Below are 20,534 nucleotides of genomic sequence, written 5' to 3'. Positions count from 1 at the left end.
GAGGTTACAAGTAATGAGGACCTCTTCGTCATTGACTAGCATACAAATGAATGGAACTAGTAACTCTGCTAATGATAAAAATGAACTGTTTCATATGATTCTATTTAATGAGTATTTTTCAATTCTGATGATAAATTATATGAAGCTTTTTTAATATTCAAAAAGACTCCACCTATCTAAAGGAAATCTACCCTAGAGATGGATGGAGTCTTCTTTCACTCACTAATCTAATCGAATAAACATCATTGCGTTAAGCAAAGAGATGAGAGCGACTGTATTGACATTATTGGAATAGATTAGTCTCTTATTTTCAATAGGAGGAATAATAAAATTAGAAATAATGATATCGTAAGGTGAATCTTTTAGGGACTCAAGTGATAACTCTAATTCACTCCAAACTTCCAGTTCAAAATTGTTGCTGCAATAATAAGAAAGTGTTTCCGCTACTGATTTTGCATGATACTGATCAAAATTGCTCATGACTAAAACCTTTAATTTAGGTTGATTTTGTAAAAGATTTAGAACTAAGTGTTTGCTATGGGTGATAAAAGTATAGGATAAATGATTGACTTTCATCGAATTGCAATCCATATCCAAACCCTCTAGATAATGTTCAATTCCTTCCTTCACCTCTGAAACAAATCGAGGAAAAATATTTTGAAAGTTCTTGATTGTATTGCCTTTTTGATCAAACAGGATAAACTCTGTAGATAATTCCTGACGATGCAGATGTGCCGTATTATGTAGATGCCAGATAAGATTGTCCTTATTGTCTATTTGAAGATTATACTCTCTTGATACCTGATCAACTAACTCTCCCAATAATCGATATGATTTTTTTACATAACTGTCTGTTTTGGCATAGCTCAGAAATACTTCTTCATCTATGAAAAACATTTTTTGAAAATAGGATACAAACAGTTGACCTATCACTTCTTTATTCAGAGAGATGTGATACTCAGAATCAAAGCTCGCTACAATGTCTTCGATTCCTTCTGCCTGCATGAAAGATTCTAACAATTCATTGTTAAAAGAATTTTTCTCAACTTCCAAGAAATGACTAAACTTTATTCGATATAAATTCGTAACGAGGAGCAACTTTAACATCCTTTGAGTTGCGAAATTGACAGGAAATGCTGTTTCTTTATAGACCAGTGCCAACAGCTTACACAAAGGTTCTACTGAAAAATCTTCAAAAGGCCATTCAAGGAAATAATATTTCTCTGAAAAATACTGAGCAAAAAAGTAACGGATATCAATCTCATTTCCTATGATTCGAACTGGATTAAGGCTGATTTCAAAACGATATTGTTTCTTAATAATTTTATTAATATGACTGATGATACGGTAAAGAGAGGAAGAACTAATGTAAAACTCTTTGCAAATACTATCCGTATCACACCCTTCATTAAAGAAGATAAATTCTAAAATCGAAAAATGAGTTGAATGCTTAAAAAAATGATGATAGATCATTTCAATATCACTATCGTCAGTATTTATGATACGTATACCATTTGTCGAGGAATGAAACAGCAAGTCAGGAAAAGAAGATCTGACATGGGATAAGTCATCTTTTACAGAACGTTCTGCACAGTGCAATAATTCTGCTAGTTCTGAAATATGAAACCAGCGTTTGTTTTCAAATAGTAATTCTAATAATTCTAATTGTCTGTGACTTTTTTTCGATAATAAATCTCTCATGAACAGCTTTTCTCTCTTTGTAATAAACTAAAGGATTGTCTTTCAATCTTCATGCAATTATACCATATAGAGTGGATTTATCCTCTTAAAACGACTTTTGCTTGTCATCAAAAGACTAGTCTAATCACTTAGAAACTCAGTAGCACCAAGATTTTCTTATTTATTTGTACCTAAGGTGTATTTTTATAATACGTAATTCAAGACAAATTATTACCTTTCCATATTTAAATGTTATATAATAAATGATATCAAAGAAAATTATTTTCTGAAAATGATTCTTTGATTTAGAAATAGAAAAGGAGGATACACTATGTTGTGGTCCATTATTGTTGGAGGTCTTATTGGTCTCATCGCAGGTGCAATCACTAAAAAAGGTGGTTCAATGGGATTGATTGCGAATATCATTGCAGGTCTTGTCGGTTCGTCTGTAGGGCAATCACTTCTAGGAAGCTGGGGACCTTCATTGGCTGGAATGGCTATTATTCCGTCAATCGTTGGTGCTGTGATTGTTGTTGCAGTCGTTTCATTTCTATTTGGTAAAAAATAAGCATTACCTAATAAGAAATTAAAAGTGATAAGCCATAATTTTGAATACTGTAGATGGGTAAAATTATGGTTTAAAGCTTTTCAATTGAAAGGATTTAATATGTCAAAATCAAAGAAAATATTGTTACTTATTTTCTGTATTTTAATCTTGGCTATTTTCCTTCCTATTCTCATAGATTATCATCAGGTCAGTGATTTAGATATCCACTTATTCAGTTGGAGAGAACTCTACGCTGAATTTCTGATTGCTAGATATGTCTTTTGGGGGACACTTGTCCTATCTGTTTTAGTGTTAATTTCAATGTTAGTAATACTCTTCTATCCTAAACAGTATTTAGAGATTCAATTAGAGACTCAAGAAGATACATTAAAACTAAAAAATTCAGCTATCGAAGGCTTTGTTCGATGTTTGGTCATTGATCATCAGTTGATCAAAGAACCAACAGTCCATGTAAATAGCCGCAAAAATAAATGTTTCGTTTATGTTGAGGGCAAAATTCTTCCTTCGGACAACATCTCAAAACGATGTCTTGTCATTCAGAATGAAATAACTCATGGATTAAAGCAGTTCTTTGGTATTGAACGTGAGGTAAAACTTGAAGTTAAAGTGAAAGAATTTGAACCTCCAAAAACGACCAAAAAGACTGTTAGTCGTGTAAAGTAAGGAAGTAAAAAATGGAATGGTTTAAAAAATATCAGTATCCAATCATTGCAGGTCTAGTAGGTGTCATTCTCGCTTGCTTTATCTTATCCTTTGGCTTTTTCAAAACACTATTTGTGTTAATCTGTGGAGGTTTAGGAGCATTTGCTGGATACTATGTTAAGGAAAAATATTTAAATAAATAAAGGAGTCTCGTATGTCAAACGTAGATAAAAATGTAGAAAAAAAAGATGTTGCTGTTGTTTCTCAAGATGTTAAAGGGGAACTCACTTATGAAGACAAAGTAATCCAAAAAATCATTGGTCTTTCACTTGAAAAAGTACCTGGACTTTTGGATGTGGATGGAGGATTCTTCTCTAATCTAACAGAAAAAATTATCAATACAGATAATGTCACTCATGGTGTCAATGTTGAAGTTGGGAAAGAGCAAGTTGCAGTTGACTTGAACATTGTTGTTGAGTACCAAAAGAATGTCCCTGCTTTGTACAAAGAAATCAAAGATGTTGTCGTATCACAAGTTACAAAAATGACTGATCTAGAAGTAGTTGAAGTCAATGTGAATGTTGTTGATATCAAAACGAAGGAACAGCATGAAGCAGATTCAGTTAGCCTCCAAGACCGAGTAACTGACGTGGCTTCTTCAACAGGAGAATTTGCTTCAGAACAATTTGAAAAAGTGAAATCTGGTATCGGTTCAGGTGTTGCTGCTGTTCAAGAAAAAGTAGGCGAAGGTGTTGAAGCCGTTAAAGGCGAAACAAAAGAAAATGCTCGCGTACACTAATTCATCTAATCAAAATCAATCAATTTAAAGGAGGCAGAATCATGTCAACAGAAGAAAAATTAAACCAAGCAAAAGGTTCCATTAAAGAAGGTGTCGGCAAAATGATCGGCGATGAAAAAATGGAAAAAGAAGGAACAGCTGAAAAAGTTGTTTCTAAAGTAAAAGAAGTTGCTGAAGATGCAAAAGACGCTGTCGAAGGCGCTATTGAAGGTGTTAAAAACATGCTTCACAAAGACGAAAAATAAGGCTAAACGTTAATTGACCTTTTCATTATAGTAGTCAAAAAGAGGACCATAAATGTCCTCTTTTTTTGTAGATCGAATTCTAAACACGCTCCCATTTTTCGTTAAAAGGTATTGTCAACAGGAAAAAGCCTTGGTAACTAAGGTTTTTTTGCTTACTTAAAATAATATGTTTTTTATTGAATTGAAACGTTTATACGCTACTAGACTTACTTATCCACCACCTGAGCCTCAAATTGGGCTGGCTGGTTGTCTACATTGGTAATGGTTATCGTGTAGGGCTTGTTATTGGTGGCATCAAACACTTTTTCACCTTGGTAACTCACAACAACTCCATCTTTTTCTAAATAAATATCTGCTTGATTGTTTGGAAGTTCTTCATCCTCCTCATCGAAACCATGGCTTTTTATAATCTTTTGTTCCTCTACTTCATAGTAAACATCGCCGTTTCTTTCACTCCAAACACTTGAGCCAGTTAATTTAATTTTACTTGAATCGTTTTTCTTCAAGATGAAGATTGAATAGTATTCCAAATCTTGTGTTCTGGGATTTACTCTTAAGTTGACGGATTGACCTGGTTGAAGAGTGTATTTGCCATAGTTCAAAACGGAAAAGACAAACCAGACTAGCAGCAAACTATACAAGACTCCTATAATCATTCGTGAGCGCCTACTTTTAAACAAACGTAAAAGTAACAGTAAAGAGACAATAAAGAGCAATTCTGTAAACATTCTTGTCCCCCTTTCTTATCATCGTTGACATCCTGAACAAGGTCTCGTGTTCATTTCTCACTTATAAGCTCAACCATACAAAGTCTGATACATCTTATCTAGAAAAGCTTTCAACTCTTTTCGAACAATCTTTAATAGGCGTTCTTCTTCGGCTTGAGAGATGTTCACATCTTCTTTTTTTTTGATTACTAATATGAGAATAGTAACTACGTTTTAGGGTTAATTGATTATCTAAAATATAGTAGACATTTATTTTTTCCTCATTTACCCTTGTTTCAAATAAAACAGAGATTTCATCCCTACCAAGATTCAACATTTTGAAATCAATGTCTCCTTTTATCCCTATGGAGTCAATTCCTCCATCCAAGCGAATGGCACCGTCGGGAGGAACAATATAGCCTGCTTTTCGCATGTCAGACGCATATTTCCCTGACGCCGTTAAATGTTTTAAGACGGCTATAGTGTCCTTTTCTTCAAAGGAAGTCTTTAATTGGAACCATTCTTGGTGGCTTTGATACTGAGAATAAAGAGTGATACCAACAACTAGGGCAAGTACAGAAGCGAGCAAGATTCGTATTTTTCTAGGTCTCGACATGTCTATCTCCTCTATCTAAGAAATCATAGAAGTCTTGTTTCTAACTTTGAAAGATAACTTCCTTTTCCTTGAAAATCCTTGGGACTCTAGCCCCATGTGACTGCTATCTGCCCTTTTTCATGATGTATTTTCGTATAGGTACTTCAACCATTCGAACGATTTCAAATCCTTCTTTTTGGTAAAGCTTGTAAGCTGTTTGATTTGCCTCGTAGACATTTAGAGAAATAGTGTCTATGTCTTCATTTTCAAAGGCCAAACTAACAAATTTTCTTAAAGCCTGGCTACCTAAGCCTTGCCCCTGCTTCTGAGGGTTGATAAAAAATCTCCCGATATGAAGATTCCTGTCTTCTAGCCTGATTTTCTGGATAAGCCCCACAAACTCTTGTCCATCAAAGATTGAAAAAATTCCTTCCAAATCTTGCAAGACTTGAATTGTTAAGGGAAAAGGAATCATTGTTCCCATCCATTGTTCTTGAAAGGATTTGCCAAGGGAGTTGGACCATTGGCATACGTGCTGAGCATTTTCTGTGCTCACATTTTCTTCAAAACGAATTGTCATCTTGACCTCACCATCTTATCAATGTTTCTTTATTATACTACTTCTCTTATTTTTTACGAATAGATAAGTATGATTGATCTTTATTTTTTTCTTGTCGGGAGTATTCTCGCTTCTTTTTTGGGTTTGGTCATTGACCGTTTCCCTGAGCAATCCATTATTCGACCAGCTAGCCACTGCAATTCCTGTCAGACTCGCTTGTGTCCATTAGACCTAATTCCGATCCTCTCTCAGCTCTTCAATCGCTTTCGCTGTCGCTACTGCAAGGCACACTATCCTTTCTGGTATGCCCTCTTTGAACTCGGCTTAGGACTCCTCTTTCTAGCTTGGTCTTTGGGCTGGCTTTCCTTGGGTCAAGTCATCCTCATCACTGCTGGCTTGACCTTGGGTATCTACGACTTTCGTCATCAGGAATATCCCTTACTGGTCTGGATGACTTTCCACCTAATCCTCATGGCTTTCTGTGGTTGGAGTCTGATTATGCTCTTCTTCCTTGTTCTCGGAATCATGGCTCATTTTATCGATATCCGCATAGGCGCAGGGGATTTTCTCTTTCTAGCTTCTTGCGCTCTCGTTTTTAGTGTGACAGAATTACTCATCTTGATCCAGTTTGCTTCTGCGACGGGGATCCTAGCTTTTCTCCTGCAAAAGAAAAAGGAAAGACTTCCTTTTGTGCCTTTCCTCTTACTTGCTGTTTGTGTGATTATTTTTTGTAAGCTACTGCTTGTTTGATAAAGTCCTCAATCGGCTCTCCTTGGTGGAGAGCTTTTACAATTTTCGAACCGACGATAACGCCATCTGACACCGCATTGAAGCGTTCTACATCAGCCTGACTAGAAACACCAAAACCTGTCAAGACTGGGATGTCAGCTACTTGATGCAATTGCGCCAGGTGCTTGTCCAAGTCTGCACGGTAATTTCCTGATTTCCCTGTCACCCCATTGATGGCAACAGCATAAACGAAGCCTTCAGCTTCCTTGATCAACTCTTTTTGACGCTCGAGTCCTGTTGTCAAGCTAACTAGGGGAATCAAGGCAATGTCTGTATCTGCCAAAAAGGGCTCTACAAAGTTGGCATGCTCATGAGGCAGGTCTGGGATAATCAAGCCCTTAACTGCTGTATCTGCCAGATCATTGATAAATTTGTCCACACCGTACTGAAAAAGGGGGTTGAAGTAGGTCATGATGACCAGTGGCACCTCAGTCTGAATGATTTTCAAGGTTTCAACCAAAGCCTGAGTAGAAGTCCCGTGAGCTAGACTGCGCAAACCTGCTTCTTCGATCACAGGTCCATCTGCAACAGGGTCTGAAAAGGGAATGCCCACTTCAATAGCTGAAACACCCAAATCTTCTAAAAAGTGGATTGTTTCACCGAGACCATCCAAACCTTTCTCATGGTCCCCAGCCATGATATAGGGAACGAAAATTCCTTTTCCGGTTGCTTTGATAGCGTTCAATTTTTCTGTTAAAGTCTTAGGCATGGGCTTCTCCCTTCTTTGCTGCATCTGCTTCCAAGCGGTCTTTGACTTGAACTACATCCTTGTCCCCACGACCGGATAGGCAGACAATCATCGACTTGTCTGGTCCAAGTTCTTTGGCCAATTTCACTGCAAAGGCAATGGCGTGGCTTGATTCCAAGGCTGGGATAATTCCTTCCACACGAGACAAGAGTTGGAATCCTTCCAAGGCTTCTTCGTCTGTCACAGGAACATAGCTGGCACGTTTAATATCGTGGTAGTGAGAATGTTCTGGACCGATACCAGGATAGTCCAATCCTGCTGAGATAGAGAAAGCTTCAAGAATTTGACCATGAGCATCTTGGAGCACATCCATGAGAGAACCGTGAAGGACACCTGGACGACCCTTGGTCAAAGTCGCTGCGTGATGCTCTGTATCCACACCAAGTCCTGCTGCTTCAGCTCCATACATGGCTACTGACTCATCTTCTACAAATGGATGGAAGAGACCGATAGCATTAGAACCACCACCAACACAGGCTACTAGGGCATCTGGTAAGTCTTGTCCTGTCAAGTCACGGTACTGTTGTTTAGCTTCTCGACCGATGACACTTTGGAAGTCACGAACGATTTCTGGGAAAGGATGAGGTCCCAAGGCAGAACCAAGGATATAGTGGGTATCGTCGATATTTGCCACCCATGAACGGAGGGCTGCATTGACCGCATCCTTGAGCACGCGCGAACCATCAGTCACAGCCTCAACCTTGGCTCCCAAAAGCTCCATACGGAAGACGTTAAGGGCTTGGCGTTTGACATCTTCCTCACCCATGTAGATGGTACATTCCATGTTAAAGAGGGCTGCAGCTGTTGCAGTTGCCACACCGTGCTGACCAGCACCAGTTTCAGCGATAATTTTCTTTTTACCCATGCGTTTAGCCAGAAGAACCTGTCCCAAGGCATTATTAATCTTGTGAGCCCCTGTATGGTTGAGGTCTTCCCGTTTGAGATAAATCTTGGCTCCACCGATATGCTGGGTCAAGTTTTTTGCATAGTAAAGAGGAGTTTCACGTCCTACGTACTGACGTAAGAGCTGGTTTAATTCCTCTTGGAAACTTGGGTCTGCCTGACTTTCACGGTAGGCCTTCTCCAACTCCAAAACTGCTGTCATCAATGTTTCTGGGACGAAACGTCCGCCGAATTTTCCGTAAAATCCATCTTTATTTGGTTCTTGATATGCCATGCTTTACCCTCTCTATAAATCTTCTAATCTTTTCCTGATCTTTTTGTCCATCTGTCTCCACTCCGCTCGATACATCTACTGCATAGGGAGTAAAGTGTTGAATTGCTCTTGCTACATTGTCTTCCTTAAGCCCACCAGCGATAAAGAAATGCTGAGCTAGTTCTGCCGTATCCAGTTTACCCCAGTCAAAGGTCTGGCCACTCCCTGCCACAGGGGCATCAAAGAGTAGATAGTCTGCCTGAGAACTTGGTACATGACCATCTCCATCCACCTGCACGGCCTGAATGCTGGCACAAGGCAGATCCTCAAACAAATCATCTGCTACCTGACCATGAACTTGAACCAAGTCCAAACCAACTTTTTCAATCGCTTCTAGCAGTTCTGCCCGACTTGGTGAAACAAATACGCCAACTTTTTGTACATCTGCAGGAATGAGCTTTGCCAGCTCAGCAGCCTCTTCCAAGGTCACCTGCCTTTTACTAGGTGCAAAGACAAAACCGATGTAGTCTGCCCCTGCTGACACAGCTGTCTCTACCACTTCTTTGGTCGATAATCCACAAATTTTAACCTTTGTCAATTTGCAACTCCTTGATTCTCTGGGCTACATCTTCTGCCTGCATGAGCGCTGTTCCCACCAAAATTCCGTTAAAGTATGGTGCTACTCGTTCTGCATCCTGCCCTGTGAAAATAGCAGATTCAGAAATGTAATAGCGACCTTCCTTAAAGTGCTGGGCCAAGTCTACACTGGTCTGCAAGTCGACCTCAAAGGTGGTCAAGTTGCGGTTGTTAACCCCAATAATCTCAGCACCAAGTCTATGGGCCACTTCTAGTTCAGCTAGATTGTGAGTCTCCACCAAGATTTCCAGACCAAGCTCTGTCGCGTAGTCATACAGTTCCTTGAGGCGTTCTTCTGACAAAGCAGCCACGATGAGCAGGATAACTGTCGCGCCGGCATTGCGAGCACGGATGATTTGCTTTTCATCGATGATAAAGTCCTTGTTGAGCGTTGGAATGTTTACCTGACTGGAAATCTCCCGCAGATAATCCAAATGCCCTTTAAAGAAAACCTCATCTGTCAAAACCGAAATCATCACTGCACCATTTGCTTCATAAGTCTGGGCCTGTTGCACAATATCCACATCGAGATTGATATCTCCCAGACTAGGGCTAGCCTTCTTGACCTCAGCGATTACCTGCAAACGGTCACGGTGATTCTTCAAAAATTCTGCCAAGCGATAAGTCTGGCGCAAGGGCTGGATTTCCTCCAGTTCCATTTGCTCGACTTCACGCGCCTTCTGCTCTAAAATTCGTGCTAAAAATTCCTGACTCATTTTTGATACTCCTGTAACAGTCTGAGTTTTTCTAGGGCCTTGCCACTAGCAATCACTTGACGAGCCAAGGCAACTCCTTCCTTGATACTAGCTACCTTACCATTAGCATAGAAACCAAGGCCAGCATTTAAAACTGTCGTTTCCAAGAATGGACTTGGTTCATTTTTAAGAACGCTGAGCAAAATTTCTGCATTTTCCTGAGCATTTCCTCCTCGAATGTCTTCAATAGCGTAGCGTTCCATCCCCAAATCCTCTGGAGTGAAGCTTGACAAGGTGATTTCGCCATTTTCAAGAAGAGCAATATTGGTTGTTCCGTTCAAGCCAGCTTCATCTAGCCCTTCTGGTCCAGCAACCACGATGGCACGCTTGCGACCCATATTTTTCAAAACCTGAGCTGTACTTTCTAGCAGTTCTGGACGACTAATTCCAAGAAGCTGTGTTTCCAAGGCCATTGGGTGAATCAGTGGACCAGTCAAGTTCATAATCGTTGGAATTCCTAGTTCCAAACGAGCTGGCATGATGTATTTCATAGCTGGATGCATATTTTTAGCAAAGAGAAAGACGATGCCAGTTTTATCAAAAACCTTACCTAGTTCAGCTGGTTTGAGGTCAAGATTGATGCCCAATGCTTGAAGGACATCTGCCGAACCCGATTTAGAAGAAATCGAACGGTTACCGTGCTTGGCCATGTGAATGCCGCCACCAGCCAAGACAAAGGCTGCAGTTGTTGAGATGTTAAAGCTGAAGGACTTGTCTCCACCAGTACCACAGTTGTCCATGGCGTCCTGGATTTCAGTCGGAATGTGTTGGGCATGTCCTCTCATGACTTGTGCAATGGCTGTACGTTCTTCAGGTGTTTCCCCCTTCATCTTAAGAGCTAAAAGGAGAGAAGCAATCTGCGCTTCGGTTACGCGCCCTGTTACAATACGCTCAATGACATCCGTCATTTCCACACCTGATAAATTTTCAAATTTTGCTAGTTTTTCAATAATCTCTTTCATCCTAGTTCCCTCACTTTACAACCTTCTCGATAAAATTCCGAATAGAAGACAAGCCATCTGGCGTTCCGATACTTTCTGGATGGTACTGGAAGCCATAAATCGGCAGGCTTTTGTGTTGAATTCCCATAATAGCTTGGTCATCAGTAGAACGAGCTGTCACTTCAAAGTCTTCAGGCATTTCTTCAATCAAAATACTGTGATAACGCATGACTGGACGACCATCCTCAATGCCTTGATAGAGTACAGATGGCGCTTCAAAGCTGATATTGCTCTGTTTCCCATGCATGACTTTTGGAGCCAAGCCTAGCTTCCCACCAAAGACTTCTGCGATAGCTTGGTGACCCAAACAAATCCCTAGAATCGGCTTCTTACCTGCAAAGTCACGAATCATATCTTCCATCTTTCCAGCATCAACCGGCCAACCAGGACCGGGAGAAAAGACCAGACCATCTGCTTTTTCAGCTTCTTCATACAGCTTGGGATCATCATTTCTCAAGACCTGCACTTCTGCAAAATTCCCAATGTACTGCGCCAAGTTATAGGTAAAAGAATCATAGTTATCAATCAATAAAATCATGGTCTTAGTTCTCCAATTCTAGTCATAGATTTAGCCTTGTTAATGGTTTCTTGGTATTCGTTTTGGGCAATAGAGTCATAGACAATCCCTGCCCCAGCCTGCACATAGGCTGTTTGATTCTTGAGAATCATAGTTCGGATGGTAATGGCGAAATCCATATCGCCCGTCGCAGACAAGTAGCCGATTGCTCCTGCGTATACGCCTCGTTTTTCCGTCTCCAGTTCATAGATCCGTCTCATGGCCCGAATCTTTGGTGCTCCTGAAACTGTTCCAGCTGGAAGTGTAGCTTTCAAGGCATCCATGGCAGTGAGTTCTGGAAGCAAACGTCCCTTGACCACGCTGGTCAAATGCATGACATAGCGGAAGAGCTCCACTTCCATATACTTGGTGACTTGGACACTTGCCGTTTCAGCAATTCTACCGATATCGTTACGCCCCAAGTCTACTAACATTCGATGTTCTGCTGTTTCCTTCTCATCAGAAAGCAGGTCTGTCGCCAAGGCCTTGTCCTCTTCATCCGTAGCCCCTCTTGGCCGTGTACCGGCAATCGGATTGGTTGTCACGATGCCATTTTTAACTGAAACCAAACTTTCTGGACTGGCACCGATGATTTGATAATCCCCAAAGTCATAGAAATAGAGGTAATTAGATGGATTGGTCACGCGGAGATTTCTGTAGAAGTCAAATGGATTTCCAGTAACTTCTGCTGAGAAGCGTTGACTGAGCACACATTGGAACATATCACCATTACGAATCAAGCCACGAGCTGTTTCGACCATTTGCTCAAACTTCTGAGGAGCGATATGCAGTTTGAAGTCTAGCGGAGATAAATCCAAGTCTTCAAATTCATTTGAAGCAGGAATGCGTAATTCCTCAAGCACTTGGTTCAAGGCTTCTTGCAAATCTTCTTGACTACGCTCGCTGTAAAGAGCATCTTCGATGACATGGATTTTTTCCTTCTTATGGTCAAAGACCACATAACTCTCATAGACAAAGAAATGCATGTCTGGCGTCCCAATGGTATCTTCAGGGATTTGACCGATTTCTTCATAGAGCGAAATCATATCGTAACCGACAAAGCCAATAGCTCCCCCACCAAAAGGTAGGTCTGAATGATGCTGGCTCTTATGAGTTACTTCATAAAGGTAATCCAAGGGATCCCGATCAATCACTTGACCATTTTGATAAAGGACTCCATTTTCAAACTTAATCTCAAAAACCGGATTATAGGCTAGGATAGAAAAACGAGCGGTTTCCTTGTCTCTCGGAATACTCTCTAAGATCACCTTGTGTTGCCCCTTTAGGCGCATATAAGCCAAGATTGGTGATAAGACATCTCCATGAATGATTCGTTCCATTGCAATTTCCCTTTCAATTTCTTATTTTTAATTTTTGGTCTTTTTTCTATTTCCCTTAAATAGTGCGGACGGGAGCAACTTTCTCCGAAATTTCATCCCTAATTTTCGAGACTTAGGTCTCAAAAATTCCGTTCTAGAGAAGCATCTTTGCTTCTCTAGAATACCACTATAGCGGGAAATAGCGGGTCAATGCTCACTTCGTTAGCAAATATTTTATAGAAATCTATCTAATGATGAAGCATAATTTAAAACTGATGACCATATCTACGATAAATATATAAAAATCCCCACGCAAAATAACTTGCGTGAGGACGAAATTCGCGGTGCCACCTCAATTATAGGATTTCTCCTATCTCTCATTCCTGTCTCAGAAAGCTCCTGTAACAGGCTGTGCGATAAAGGGCACTCCCTTGAGAATTATGTTTTCTTCTCTCGTTTCAGATGGACCCAACCTTACAGCTTTCTCTGCTTGTTTCCAGCAACCACAAGCTCTCTGTGAGAGAAAGGACTGTAATTTTTCCATCTCTTATTTTTTATCTTCTAGGTAGTCTGCAATCGCAGCTACGTCCTTGTCTCCACGACCAGAGACATTGATGATGATAATCTCATCTTTACTTAGTTTCGGTGCACGTTTAACCGCTTCTGCGATGGCATGCGAACTTTCGATTGCTGGGATAATCCCTTCAGTCTTGCTGAGAAGGAGCAAGGCTTGAACAGCTTCTTCATCTGTTGCTGCTACGTATTCTACGCGGCCAGAATCTTTGAAGTAGGCGTGTTCTGGACCAACCCCTGGATAGTCCAAACCAGCTGAGATAGAGTAAACTGGCGCTAGCTCTCCGTCTTCCTTAAAGACTGCATAGGTCTTCATACCATCGACAATTCCGACACTACCTTTTGTCATAGTGGCTGCATGCTTGTCTGTGTCAAGTCCGTGACCGGCAGCTTCGACCCCAACCAATTTGACTTCTTCATCAGCCACATACTGTGAAAAAGCACCGATAGCATTGGAACCACCACCTACACAGGCAATGACGTATTCTGGTAAACGGCCTTCTTTTTCTAAGATTTGACGACGAGATTCCTCACTGATGACCTTTTGGAATTCATGAACAATTGTAGGATAAGGATGAGGTCCTACAGCAGATCCCAAAACGTAGAATGCTTCAAGGTCATTCATCCATGCTCCAAAGGCTGCATCAACCGCATCCTTGAGAGTTCGCGTTCCCGTTTCAACTGCGTGAACAGTTGCTCCCATCATCTCCATACGGAAAACATTGAGACGTTGACGCTCAACATCCTCTGCCCCCATATAGACATCACAGGCCATACCAAACTTGGCTGCAGCAGCTGCAGTCGCAACACCGTGCTGACCAGCTCCTGTTTCTGCGATCACTCGTTTTTTGCCCATACGTTTGGCAAGAAGGATTTGTCCTAAAACGTTGTTGAGCTTGTGAGAACCAAGGTGATTCAGGTCTTCACGTTTAAGATAAATCTTAGCTCCACCTAGGTGGTCTGTCAAACTTTCCGCAAAATAAAGCGGTGTTTCGCGACCTGAATAGTCCTTCAAGTAATGACGAAATTCTGCCAAAAACTCTGGATCATCCTTGTATTTATCAAATGTCACTTCCAACTCATCCAACAAAGCCTGAATCGGTTCCGGCACAAAACTTCCACCAAATTGTCCAAAATAACCTTTAGTTGTCATAAAATTTTTCCTCTTTCCATATTAATTCGGCTTTTTGTTCGCTTTTAGTAGTAGGCAAGGAGCTGCAGATAGAACTCAAGTTCATCAAAGCGACTTAACGCCCTAATAAAAGATAAACAAAATGACCGAAAGAAAAAGCCCACACACAGAAAATTATTCCGTGTGAGGGCGTTGGTAACGCGGTGCCACCTCAATTATAAAGGGACTATTCCCCTTTACATCTCTGCCTTGTCTAACAACAAGTTGCACTGTAAGGTGTGCGCACCGAATTTTCATTGTTTCAAATTCATTTTTAAAATCAGCCCACTTTCACTACTTCCAACCACCTGTTCACAATCACCACAGGCTCCCTGAAGATCAAACATAGTTACTTTTCTGATTTGTTGAGAATATTATATGCTATTGTCCGCTTTTTGTCAAGATTTTTTATTATTTTTTTCCAGAACCGAGGATTTCTTCAGAAATTCTCACCAAAGTCTTAACGATATAGTCTACTTCTTCATCGCTTAATTTAGTGTGAAGAGGGAGGGTAATTTCGTTTTCAAAGAAGGCATAGGCTCTTGGATAATCTGCCATATCAAAGCCAAGATTCTTATAGGCTGTCAAAAGAGGAAGCGGTTTGTAGTGTACATTACTTGCAATTCCTGCTTTGGCTAATTCTTGGATGATGAGGTTACGCTCTTCTAGGCTAGCACCTTCAACATGGGTGATGTAGAGGTGGCGTGAAGATTCGACAGTATCAGTCTTGTGTGCCAGTGGGTGAATACGAGTACCCGCAAAACCACGATCATAGCGGTCCACGATGTCCTTACGACGTTGTAGCAAAGCTGGGTAACGGTCCAATTGTACCAAACCAATCGAAGCCATGATATCCGTCATATTGCACTTGTAGGCCGGTGTAACGATATCGTATTCCCATGAACCCAGTTGCATCTTGGCAAGGGCATCCTTTGTTTGACCATGAAGGGAAAGAATTTGGAATTCCTTATACATCTCTTCGTCGTCAATAGCTGGATTGGCCTTCCAAGTGGCACTTCCTCCCTCAGCAGTTGTAAAGTTTTTAACGGCGTGGAATGAGAAGGAAGTAAAGTCAGCGATAGAACCAGCTGGCTGCCCTTTGTAAGTAGATCCTAAAGCATGGGCACTATCAGAGACAATCACGATACGGTTAAAGGCTTTTTGCCACTTGCTAGCAGCTGTAAAGAGATCCCGTTTCTTCTCCACGACTTGGAACAAACGGTCATAGTCGCAAACAATCCCTGCAAGCTCAACCGGAATAATCACCTTAGTCTTTTCAGTGATGGCTTGCTCAAGCAAGTCATAGTCCATTTCAAAAGTATCTGCTTGAATATCCACCATGACAGGGGTCGCTCCTACGTGTGTGATGACACTGCAAGAAGCTGTATAAGTCATGGCTGGAACGATGACTTCATCACCAGGTCCCACTTCCAAAACACGCAAAATCAACTCAAGAGCGGCAGTCGCAGAGTTGAGGCAGACAGTCTTAGGTGTCTGTGTGTATTGAGATAAGCGACGCTCTAGTTCTTTTGTCTTTGGCCCAGTTGTAATCCAACCAGAACGCAGGGTATCCGCTACTTCAGCAATTTCTGCTTCCGTAATATCGGGTGGTGAAAATGGAATATTGTAATTTGGCATTGATTTGCTCCTTTTATCTGTACTCATTTTCTCATGACTACTTTATTTTAGCACTTCAAACACGGTTTGAAACATGATTTTGATGTCTCCAAGGAAACTAAACTCTCGGAGATAGGCGAGATTATAGCGCATCTTTTCAGGAAGAACATGCTCGACATAGGCTTGGTCAACCGTCAGACCTTTCTCCGTCATTTGACTGATGATCGTGTCCTCATCCTTGTAGTTGATGCTGGCTGGAGAGGTGATTCCTGCTGGCAAGAGCAAGGTCGCCATCATTTCAGGACTGTACTGCTCGGTGTAACGTGGCACCTCAGGTCTTGTTCCAACAAAGGACATCTCACCTTTAAGGACATTGACCAACTGAGGCAGTTCGTCCAAGCGCACACGGCGGATGAAATTTCCCACTTTGGTAATACGGCTATCGTTAGCAGAAGTCACCAGACTTCCTTTTTTATCCGCATCCGTTACCATAGTACGGAACTTCCAAATCTTGAACGAACGGTTGTACTGGGTCACGCGCTCTTGCTTGTAAATGACAGGCCCCTTGCTATCCAACTTGATCCAAATGCTCAAGATAAGAAAGATGGGAGAAGTCAAAAGTAGCAAAAACAGGGCCAGAACCCAATCCAGGCAACGCTTGAAAATCAGCGACCCCTTCCTTTTAGAGACAAGCTGGTAGTAGGACTCAACCTCGCTTGATTGCATTTCCACGGGCAAGTCTTCCCATTTCAGCATGCTGTTTCTCCTTTGTTTTTATTATACTATTTGTCAACATTTTTCATTATACCACAAAATAGAAAAGGCGGTGCAAGAAATCTGTGATTTGAAGAATTTCCTTCTGGTGCTCAATGAAAATCATAGTGCAGCTTTGAGGTTGCAGATAAAGCTGACATGGTTTGAAGAGATTTCCAAAGAGTATTAGGACATGGCCCCAGCCTGCAAGCTATACATCTTATGATAGGTTCCTCCCAAGGCCAAGAGTTCCTCATGGGTTCCACTCTCGATGATGCGCCCCTTATCCAAGACATAAATACAGTTGGCGTCCTGGATGGTCGAAAGACGATGAGCAATAGCAATGGTTGTCCGCCCCTGTCTCATCTTGGCTAGGGAATCTTGAACCAAACTTTCTGTTTCAGAGTCAATATTGGCTGTCGCTTCATCCAAAATCAGGATTTTAGGCTGACTGGCGACAGTTCTAGCAAAGGCAAGAAGCTGGCGTTGGCCAGTAGAAAAGCTCGAACCACGCTCGGAAACAGGGGCATCATAACCCTGCGGAAGGTCCTGAATAAAGGAATCTGCATCCACAAAGGCAGCCGCAGCCTGGACCTCTTCATCACTAATGTCTTGGTACATGGCGATATTGGACTTGATAGTCCCGTGATAGAGGAAGGGATCCTGTAAGACCAAACCGATGTTTTTTCTCAGTTCTTCCTGACTGTAGTTTCGGATATCCACATCATCCAAGAGAACGCGGCCTGACTGAAATTCATAAAAGCGCATGAGGACATTGATAATGGAAGATTTCCCGGAACCTGTATGACCTACAAAGGCAATGGTTTCACCCTTCTTAACTGAAAAGGAAATGTCATCCAGAATCGGATGTTTGCCATCATAAGAGAAACACACATGTTCAAAACGAATATTGCCTTCTTGGACTTTGGCTTGCCCATCTTCTTGAAGAGGCTCATAGGTCGTCTCGTCAATCAAGGCAAAGACACGGCCTGCAGATACCATGGACGTTTGAAGGATTGAAAAGTTTTGCGTCACCTCAATTAGGGGATCAAAAAGGCGGTTGATATACTGGATAAAGGCATACATGGTTCCGGCCGTTATTCCGATAGAAAGACCACGGTAACCAAAGTAGGCCATCAAAACGGCGTAGCCTAGGAGTTTCAGCAAACTCATGGCAGGGCGCAAAAAGAGGGCATCCAAGGCTACAGAACGGTTGGCATAGACCAAGTGTTCTTGGTTGATTTCATCAAATTCTGCCTGCAGGCGCTTCTCTTGATTAAAGGCCTGGATAATCCTGATCCCCTCGATATTCTCTGCCAGCTTACTATTGATATCTGACAAGAGACTTCTGGTTTTCTCGATGATTTTCACTGACTTTTTCCGGTAGAGATTGACCAACAGAAAAATCAAGGGTAGAAAGAGCAAGACTAAAGCTGTCAAACGAAAATCCAGCACCAACATGGTATACAGAGTTGTCAGAAAGATGAAAACTGCTGAAATAAAGCTGGATAAAATCCCTGAAAACATATCACTGATGGTCTCGGTATCATTGGTCAAACGAGAGACGATGGAACCTGCTGGCGTCTTGTCAAAATAAGACATGCCCAGTTTCTCCATATTGGCAAAGGCATCGTGACGAATATCTCTGACAATACTGTAGGACACCCGCGCAAAGAGAAGATTGCCGACATACTGGACCAGAGTTTGCAGGATATAGAGGCCATAGTAGGCCAATAAAACTGTAATAGCAAGATGGTTTAGATTGCTGAGGTACTGGTCGATAAAGTGGGAAGCTACAAGGGGAATGACACTTTTAATGACCGTCGTCGCGAGGAGAAAACTGAGTGCCAAAAAGGTCAGGAGGCCATAGGGCTTGAGATAGGACATCAAGCGCTTCAATACAGCCCATTGTTCTTTCTTATTCTGCATCTTCTTCTCCTTTCATTTCCAACTGCTGAGACTGGTAAGTTTGGGCATACCAGCCATCCAGGGCTAGCAAGTCATCGTGCCTGCCCCGTTCGATAATTTGACCATTTTGCAGAACCAAGATTAGATCTGCATGGACGACTGCACTGAGGCGATGAGCCGTAATAATGGTTGTCTTGTCCTTTCGCGTCTCCTTGAGATTGTCAATAATCGCATACTCTGTCTTGGCATCCACGGCAGACAAGGAATCATCTAAAATCAAGATGTCAGGGTCTAAAATCATCGCCCGACTCATAGCCAGACGTTGCTTTTGACCACCTGATAGACTAACTCCTTTTTCACCGATCAACGTATCAAATCCTTGAGGCATGTCTACAATATCTTGGTAAACTTGAGCTAGTTTAGTCGCTTCCTCGACCGCTGAAAGGGGCAAATTAGGATTGCCGAAGCGGATATTGTCTAAGATAGAGGTCGCAAAGAGGAACTGGTCCTGAGGGACATATCCCATGAGACCACGAAGGTCTGTCAGACGATAATCCCGAATATCGTGACCGTTTAGATAAATAGCTCCCTTATCCACATCGTATTCACGCAAGAGAAGTTTAATCAAGGACGTTTTCCCAGAGCCTGTCTGCCCGACTAAGCCTAGGGTTTGCCCTTTTTCCAGACTAAAGTGAACATCCGTCAGTGTCTCCTCATTTTCAAAGGCAAAGCTGTCAATGGCGTACTCCAAACGTCCATTTTCAATACTATCCAGAGGAAACTCAGGGTCTTTTACAGGTGATTCCTGAGATAAAAGATCCTCAATCCGTTGGTAAGAAACCTTCCCTCGCTGAGTAATATTAAAGAGGAAACCGATAGCCATAAGAGGCCAAACTAGCATATCTAAGTAGCTGATAAAGGTAACCAGATTTCCAACCGTGATCTGCCCTTTCTGAACCATTAAAGAGCCGACCAAAAGGGTTAACACATAGGAGGAACCAACAAACAAGAGAACCATGGGGTCAAAGAGACTATCGTATTTCATGGTTTGCAGGTTCTTTTGGAAGGTCAATTCATTAACTTCCTGAAAAGACTCCAGCTCGTTCGCTTGATAACCGAAAGACTTGGTCACTTTGATACCTGATACGGACTCCTGTACCTTATTATTGAGTTCAGAAAAGGCTGCCTGTGACTCGCCAAAGGCCTTGTGGGTCTTTCTCCCTAGACGACTGGTCGCATAAGCCATGAAAGGCAGGGGCAAAATGGCAACTAGAGTCATCTGCCAGGAAATGCTAAAGAGCATGGTCAGCAAAGTCACCAGAGCCGTGATAGAGGCATCCACCGCAGACATGACCCCACCACCTGCGAGACGCGTTAGAGCATTGATATCGTTGGTTGCGTGCGCCATCAAGTCCCCCGTCCGATAGGTCTGATAAAAGGCTGGCGACATCTTGGTAAAATGCTCAAACAAGCGAGACCGCATAATCTGCCCCAGACGGTAGGAAGTCCCAAGGATATACATGCGCCAAACATAGCGCAGATAGTACATACCCAAAGCTGCAAGAAGCAGATAAAGGAGGTTCAAAAGCAGGTCCTGCTGGCTTAATCGTCCCGAAGTGATGGCATCAATGACTCGCCCCATAACCATGGGAGGGATGAGATTGAGGACGGAAACCAAGACCAGGGCCACAATTCCGACTAGATAACGGCGTTTTTCTAACTTGAAAAACCACCAAAGTTTTTGAATAATGGACATA

21 protein-coding genes, 1 pseudogene and 2 other annotated features are annotated in these 20,534 nt (G+C 41.9%); of the genes and pseudogenes, 6 read left to right on the top strand and 16 right to left on the bottom strand.

Annotated features, from left to right (window positions below; genetic code table 11):
- Window positions 1-222: 222 nt before the first annotated feature.
- Window positions 223-1,701 carry a M protein trans-acting positive regulator PRD domain-containing protein gene (locus AB2B49_RS02950; RefSeq protein ID WP_320691904.1) on the bottom strand — a complete coding sequence of 493 codons (1,479 nt, stop codon included), beginning with the start codon at window positions 1,699-1,701 and terminating at the stop codon, window positions 223-225.
- Window positions 1,702-2,011: 310 nt separating this feature from the next.
- On the opposite strand from AB2B49_RS02950, the gene AB2B49_RS02945 reads away from it, so the two are divergent.
- From AB2B49_RS02945 to AB2B49_RS02925, 5 genes are all read left to right on the top strand, one after another.
- Window positions 2,012-2,248 carry a GlsB/YeaQ/YmgE family stress response membrane protein gene (locus AB2B49_RS02945; RefSeq protein WP_049500538.1) on the top strand — a complete coding sequence of 79 codons (237 nt, stop codon included), beginning with the start codon at window positions 2,012-2,014 and terminating at the stop codon, window positions 2,246-2,248.
- Between the two features lie 99 nt (window positions 2,249-2,347).
- A complete protein-coding gene (gene amaP / locus AB2B49_RS02940) occupies window positions 2,348-2,911 on the top strand; it encodes an alkaline shock response membrane anchor protein AmaP (RefSeq protein ID WP_000045613.1) in 564 nt (187 codons plus the stop codon).
- Window positions 2,912-2,922: 11 nt separating this feature from the next.
- Window positions 2,923-3,093, top strand: coding sequence for a DUF2273 domain-containing protein (locus AB2B49_RS02935; protein WP_045616759.1), 171 nt, complete (start codon window positions 2,923-2,925; stop codon window positions 3,091-3,093).
- 11 nt (window positions 3,094-3,104) lie between these two features.
- Window positions 3,105-3,689 (top strand): Asp23/Gls24 family envelope stress response protein, encoded by a 585-nt coding sequence (locus AB2B49_RS02930; protein WP_000072932.1) that lies wholly within the window; start codon window positions 3,105-3,107, stop codon window positions 3,687-3,689.
- Window positions 3,690-3,730: 41 nt separating this feature from the next.
- The gene (locus AB2B49_RS02925; protein WP_000102421.1) at window positions 3,731-3,934 is read left to right on the top strand and encodes a CsbD family protein; all 204 of its coding nucleotides are present in this window, start codon (window positions 3,731-3,733) and stop codon (window positions 3,932-3,934) included.
- 206 nt (window positions 3,935-4,140) lie between these two features.
- Here the strand turns inward: AB2B49_RS02925 and AB2B49_RS02920 are convergent, their stop codons facing one another.
- The 3 genes and pseudogenes from AB2B49_RS02920 to AB2B49_RS02910 all read right to left on the bottom strand — a co-directional run bounded on the left by AB2B49_RS02920 (window position 4,141) and on the right by AB2B49_RS02910 (window position 5,816).
- Window positions 4,141-4,662: a hypothetical protein gene (locus AB2B49_RS02920; RefSeq protein WP_320691903.1), complete on the bottom strand. Its 522-nt coding sequence runs from the start codon at window positions 4,660-4,662 to the stop codon at window positions 4,141-4,143.
- Window positions 4,663-4,731: 69 nt separating this feature from the next.
- Window positions 4,732-5,257 (bottom strand): annotated as a pseudogene (locus AB2B49_RS02915) (thiol-disulfide isomerase).
- Between the two features lie 103 nt (window positions 5,258-5,360).
- Window positions 5,361-5,816 carry a GNAT family N-acetyltransferase gene (locus AB2B49_RS02910; RefSeq protein WP_049505618.1) on the bottom strand — a complete coding sequence of 152 codons (456 nt, stop codon included), beginning with the start codon at window positions 5,814-5,816 and terminating at the stop codon, window positions 5,361-5,363.
- A 69-nt stretch (window positions 5,817-5,885) separates the two neighbouring features.
- On the opposite strand from AB2B49_RS02910, the gene AB2B49_RS02905 reads away from it, so the two are divergent.
- Window positions 5,886-6,545, top strand: a complete 660-nt coding sequence (locus tag AB2B49_RS02905) for a prepilin peptidase (RefSeq protein WP_049505617.1) — start codon at window positions 5,886-5,888, stop codon at window positions 6,543-6,545.
- Here the strand turns inward: AB2B49_RS02905 and trpA are convergent.
- From trpA to AB2B49_RS02845, 12 genes are all read right to left on the bottom strand, one after another.
- Window positions 6,517-7,293 carry a tryptophan synthase subunit alpha gene (trpA, locus tag AB2B49_RS02900; RefSeq protein ID WP_049505616.1) on the bottom strand — a complete coding sequence of 259 codons (777 nt, stop codon included), beginning with the start codon at window positions 7,291-7,293 and terminating at the stop codon, window positions 6,517-6,519. The genes AB2B49_RS02905 and trpA overlap by 29 nt on opposite strands.
- Entirely contained in the window at window positions 7,286-8,509 is a 1,224-nt protein-coding gene (gene trpB / locus AB2B49_RS02895; protein WP_000331265.1) for a tryptophan synthase subunit beta, read from the bottom strand. Before trpB (AB2B49_RS02895) ends, trpA begins: the two co-directional genes overlap by 8 nt.
- A complete protein-coding gene (locus AB2B49_RS02890; RefSeq protein WP_320691902.1) occupies window positions 8,487-9,086 on the bottom strand; it encodes a phosphoribosylanthranilate isomerase in 600 nt (199 codons plus the stop codon). Before AB2B49_RS02890 ends, trpB (AB2B49_RS02895) begins: the two co-directional genes overlap by 23 nt.
- On the bottom strand, window positions 9,073-9,840 hold the full coding sequence (trpC, locus tag AB2B49_RS02885) for an indole-3-glycerol phosphate synthase TrpC (protein ID WP_049505614.1): 768 nt from the start codon (window positions 9,838-9,840) through the stop codon (window positions 9,073-9,075). Before trpC ends, AB2B49_RS02890 begins: the two co-directional genes overlap by 14 nt.
- Window positions 9,837-10,841, bottom strand: a complete 1,005-nt coding sequence (gene trpD / locus AB2B49_RS02880) for an anthranilate phosphoribosyltransferase (protein WP_049505613.1) — start codon at window positions 10,839-10,841, stop codon at window positions 9,837-9,839. The genes trpC and trpD overlap by 4 nt, the downstream gene beginning before the upstream one ends.
- A gap of 10 nt (window positions 10,842-10,851) precedes the next feature.
- A complete protein-coding gene (locus AB2B49_RS02875) occupies window positions 10,852-11,418 on the bottom strand; it encodes an aminodeoxychorismate/anthranilate synthase component II (RefSeq protein ID WP_049505612.1) in 567 nt (188 codons plus the stop codon).
- Window positions 11,415-12,776: an anthranilate synthase component I gene (gene trpE / locus AB2B49_RS02870; protein WP_320691901.1), complete on the bottom strand. Its 1,362-nt coding sequence runs from the start codon at window positions 12,774-12,776 to the stop codon at window positions 11,415-11,417. Before trpE ends, AB2B49_RS02875 begins: the two co-directional genes overlap by 4 nt.
- Before the next feature lie 304 nt (window positions 12,777-13,080).
- Window positions 13,081-13,306, bottom strand: a binding site (T-box leader).
- The gene (gene trpB / locus AB2B49_RS02865) at window positions 13,303-14,481 is read right to left on the bottom strand and encodes a tryptophan synthase subunit beta (protein ID WP_320691900.1); all 1,179 of its coding nucleotides are present in this window, start codon (window positions 14,479-14,481) and stop codon (window positions 13,303-13,305) included. It overlaps the preceding feature by 4 nt.
- 161 nt (window positions 14,482-14,642) lie before the next feature.
- Window positions 14,643-14,868 (bottom strand) — a binding site (T-box leader).
- Window positions 14,869-14,910: 42 nt separating this feature from the next.
- Window positions 14,911-16,137, bottom strand: a complete 1,227-nt coding sequence (locus tag AB2B49_RS02860; RefSeq protein ID WP_049505610.1) for a DegT/DnrJ/EryC1/StrS family aminotransferase — start codon at window positions 16,135-16,137, stop codon at window positions 14,911-14,913.
- Window positions 16,138-16,179: 42 nt separating this feature from the next.
- Window positions 16,180-16,872: a sugar transferase gene (locus AB2B49_RS02855; RefSeq protein WP_065371359.1), complete on the bottom strand. Its 693-nt coding sequence runs from the start codon at window positions 16,870-16,872 to the stop codon at window positions 16,180-16,182.
- A 183-nt stretch (window positions 16,873-17,055) separates the two neighbouring features.
- The gene (locus tag AB2B49_RS02850) at window positions 17,056-18,798 is read right to left on the bottom strand and encodes an ABC transporter ATP-binding protein (RefSeq protein ID WP_320691899.1); all 1,743 of its coding nucleotides are present in this window, start codon (window positions 18,796-18,798) and stop codon (window positions 17,056-17,058) included.
- Window positions 18,788-20,533 (bottom strand): ABC transporter ATP-binding protein, encoded by a 1,746-nt coding sequence (locus tag AB2B49_RS02845; protein WP_320691898.1) that lies wholly within the window; start codon window positions 20,531-20,533, stop codon window positions 18,788-18,790. Before AB2B49_RS02845 ends, AB2B49_RS02850 begins: the two co-directional genes overlap by 11 nt.
- Window position 20,534: the final 1 nt, after the last annotated feature.

Origin of the sequence: Streptococcus jiangnanensis (genome assembly GCF_040888325.1) — a bacterium.
Lineage (GTDB): Bacteria > Bacillota > Bacilli > Lactobacillales > Streptococcaceae > Streptococcus > Streptococcus jiangnanensis.
This window is presented reverse-complemented; position numbering and strand designations above follow the sequence as displayed.

Excerpts from the sequence above, each read along its gene's own strand:
- AB2B49_RS02950 (WP_320691904.1), bottom strand. The coding sequence starts at position 1,701 with ATGAGAGATTTATTATCGAAAAAAAGTCACAGACAATTAGAATTATTA.
- AB2B49_RS02945 (WP_049500538.1), top strand. The coding sequence starts at position 2,012 with ATGTTGTGGTCCATTATTGTTGGAGGTCTTATTGGTCTCATCGCAGGT.
- amaP (WP_000045613.1), top strand. The coding sequence starts at position 2,348 with ATGTCAAAATCAAAGAAAATATTGTTACTTATTTTCTGTATTTTAATC.
- AB2B49_RS02935 (WP_045616759.1), top strand. The coding sequence starts at position 2,923 with ATGGAATGGTTTAAAAAATATCAGTATCCAATCATTGCAGGTCTAGTA.
- AB2B49_RS02930 (WP_000072932.1), top strand. The coding sequence starts at position 3,105 with ATGTCAAACGTAGATAAAAATGTAGAAAAAAAAGATGTTGCTGTTGTT.
- AB2B49_RS02925 (WP_000102421.1), top strand. The coding sequence starts at position 3,731 with ATGTCAACAGAAGAAAAATTAAACCAAGCAAAAGGTTCCATTAAAGAA.
- AB2B49_RS02920 (WP_320691903.1), bottom strand. The coding sequence starts at position 4,662 with ATGTTTACAGAATTGCTCTTTATTGTCTCTTTACTGTTACTTTTACGT.
- AB2B49_RS02910 (WP_049505618.1), bottom strand. The coding sequence starts at position 5,816 with ATGACAATTCGTTTTGAAGAAAATGTGAGCACAGAAAATGCTCAGCAC.
- AB2B49_RS02905 (WP_049505617.1), top strand. The coding sequence starts at position 5,886 with ATGATTGATCTTTATTTTTTTCTTGTCGGGAGTATTCTCGCTTCTTTT.
- trpA (WP_049505616.1), bottom strand. The coding sequence starts at position 7,293 with ATGCCTAAGACTTTAACAGAAAAATTGAACGCTATCAAAGCAACCGGA.
- trpB (WP_000331265.1), bottom strand. The coding sequence starts at position 8,509 with ATGGCATATCAAGAACCAAATAAAGATGGATTTTACGGAAAATTCGGC.
- trpC (WP_049505614.1), bottom strand. The coding sequence starts at position 9,840 with ATGAGTCAGGAATTTTTAGCACGAATTTTAGAGCAGAAGGCGCGTGAA.
- trpD (WP_049505613.1), bottom strand. The coding sequence starts at position 10,841 with ATGAAAGAGATTATTGAAAAACTAGCAAAATTTGAAAATTTATCAGGT.
- AB2B49_RS02875 (WP_049505612.1), bottom strand. The coding sequence starts at position 11,418 with ATGATTTTATTGATTGATAACTATGATTCTTTTACCTATAACTTGGCG.
- trpE (WP_320691901.1), bottom strand. The coding sequence starts at position 12,776 with ATGGAACGAATCATTCATGGAGATGTCTTATCACCAATCTTGGCTTAT.
- trpB (WP_320691900.1), bottom strand. The coding sequence starts at position 14,481 with ATGACAACTAAAGGTTATTTTGGACAATTTGGTGGAAGTTTTGTGCCG.
- AB2B49_RS02860 (WP_049505610.1), bottom strand. The coding sequence starts at position 16,137 with ATGCCAAATTACAATATTCCATTTTCACCACCCGATATTACGGAAGCA.
- AB2B49_RS02855 (WP_065371359.1), bottom strand. The coding sequence starts at position 16,872 with ATGCTGAAATGGGAAGACTTGCCCGTGGAAATGCAATCAAGCGAGGTT.
- AB2B49_RS02850 (WP_320691899.1), bottom strand. The coding sequence starts at position 18,798 with ATGCAGAATAAGAAAGAACAATGGGCTGTATTGAAGCGCTTGATGTCC.
- AB2B49_RS02845 (WP_320691898.1), bottom strand. The coding sequence starts at position 20,533 with ATGTCCATTATTCAAAAACTTTGGTGGTTTTTCAAGTTAGAAAAACGC.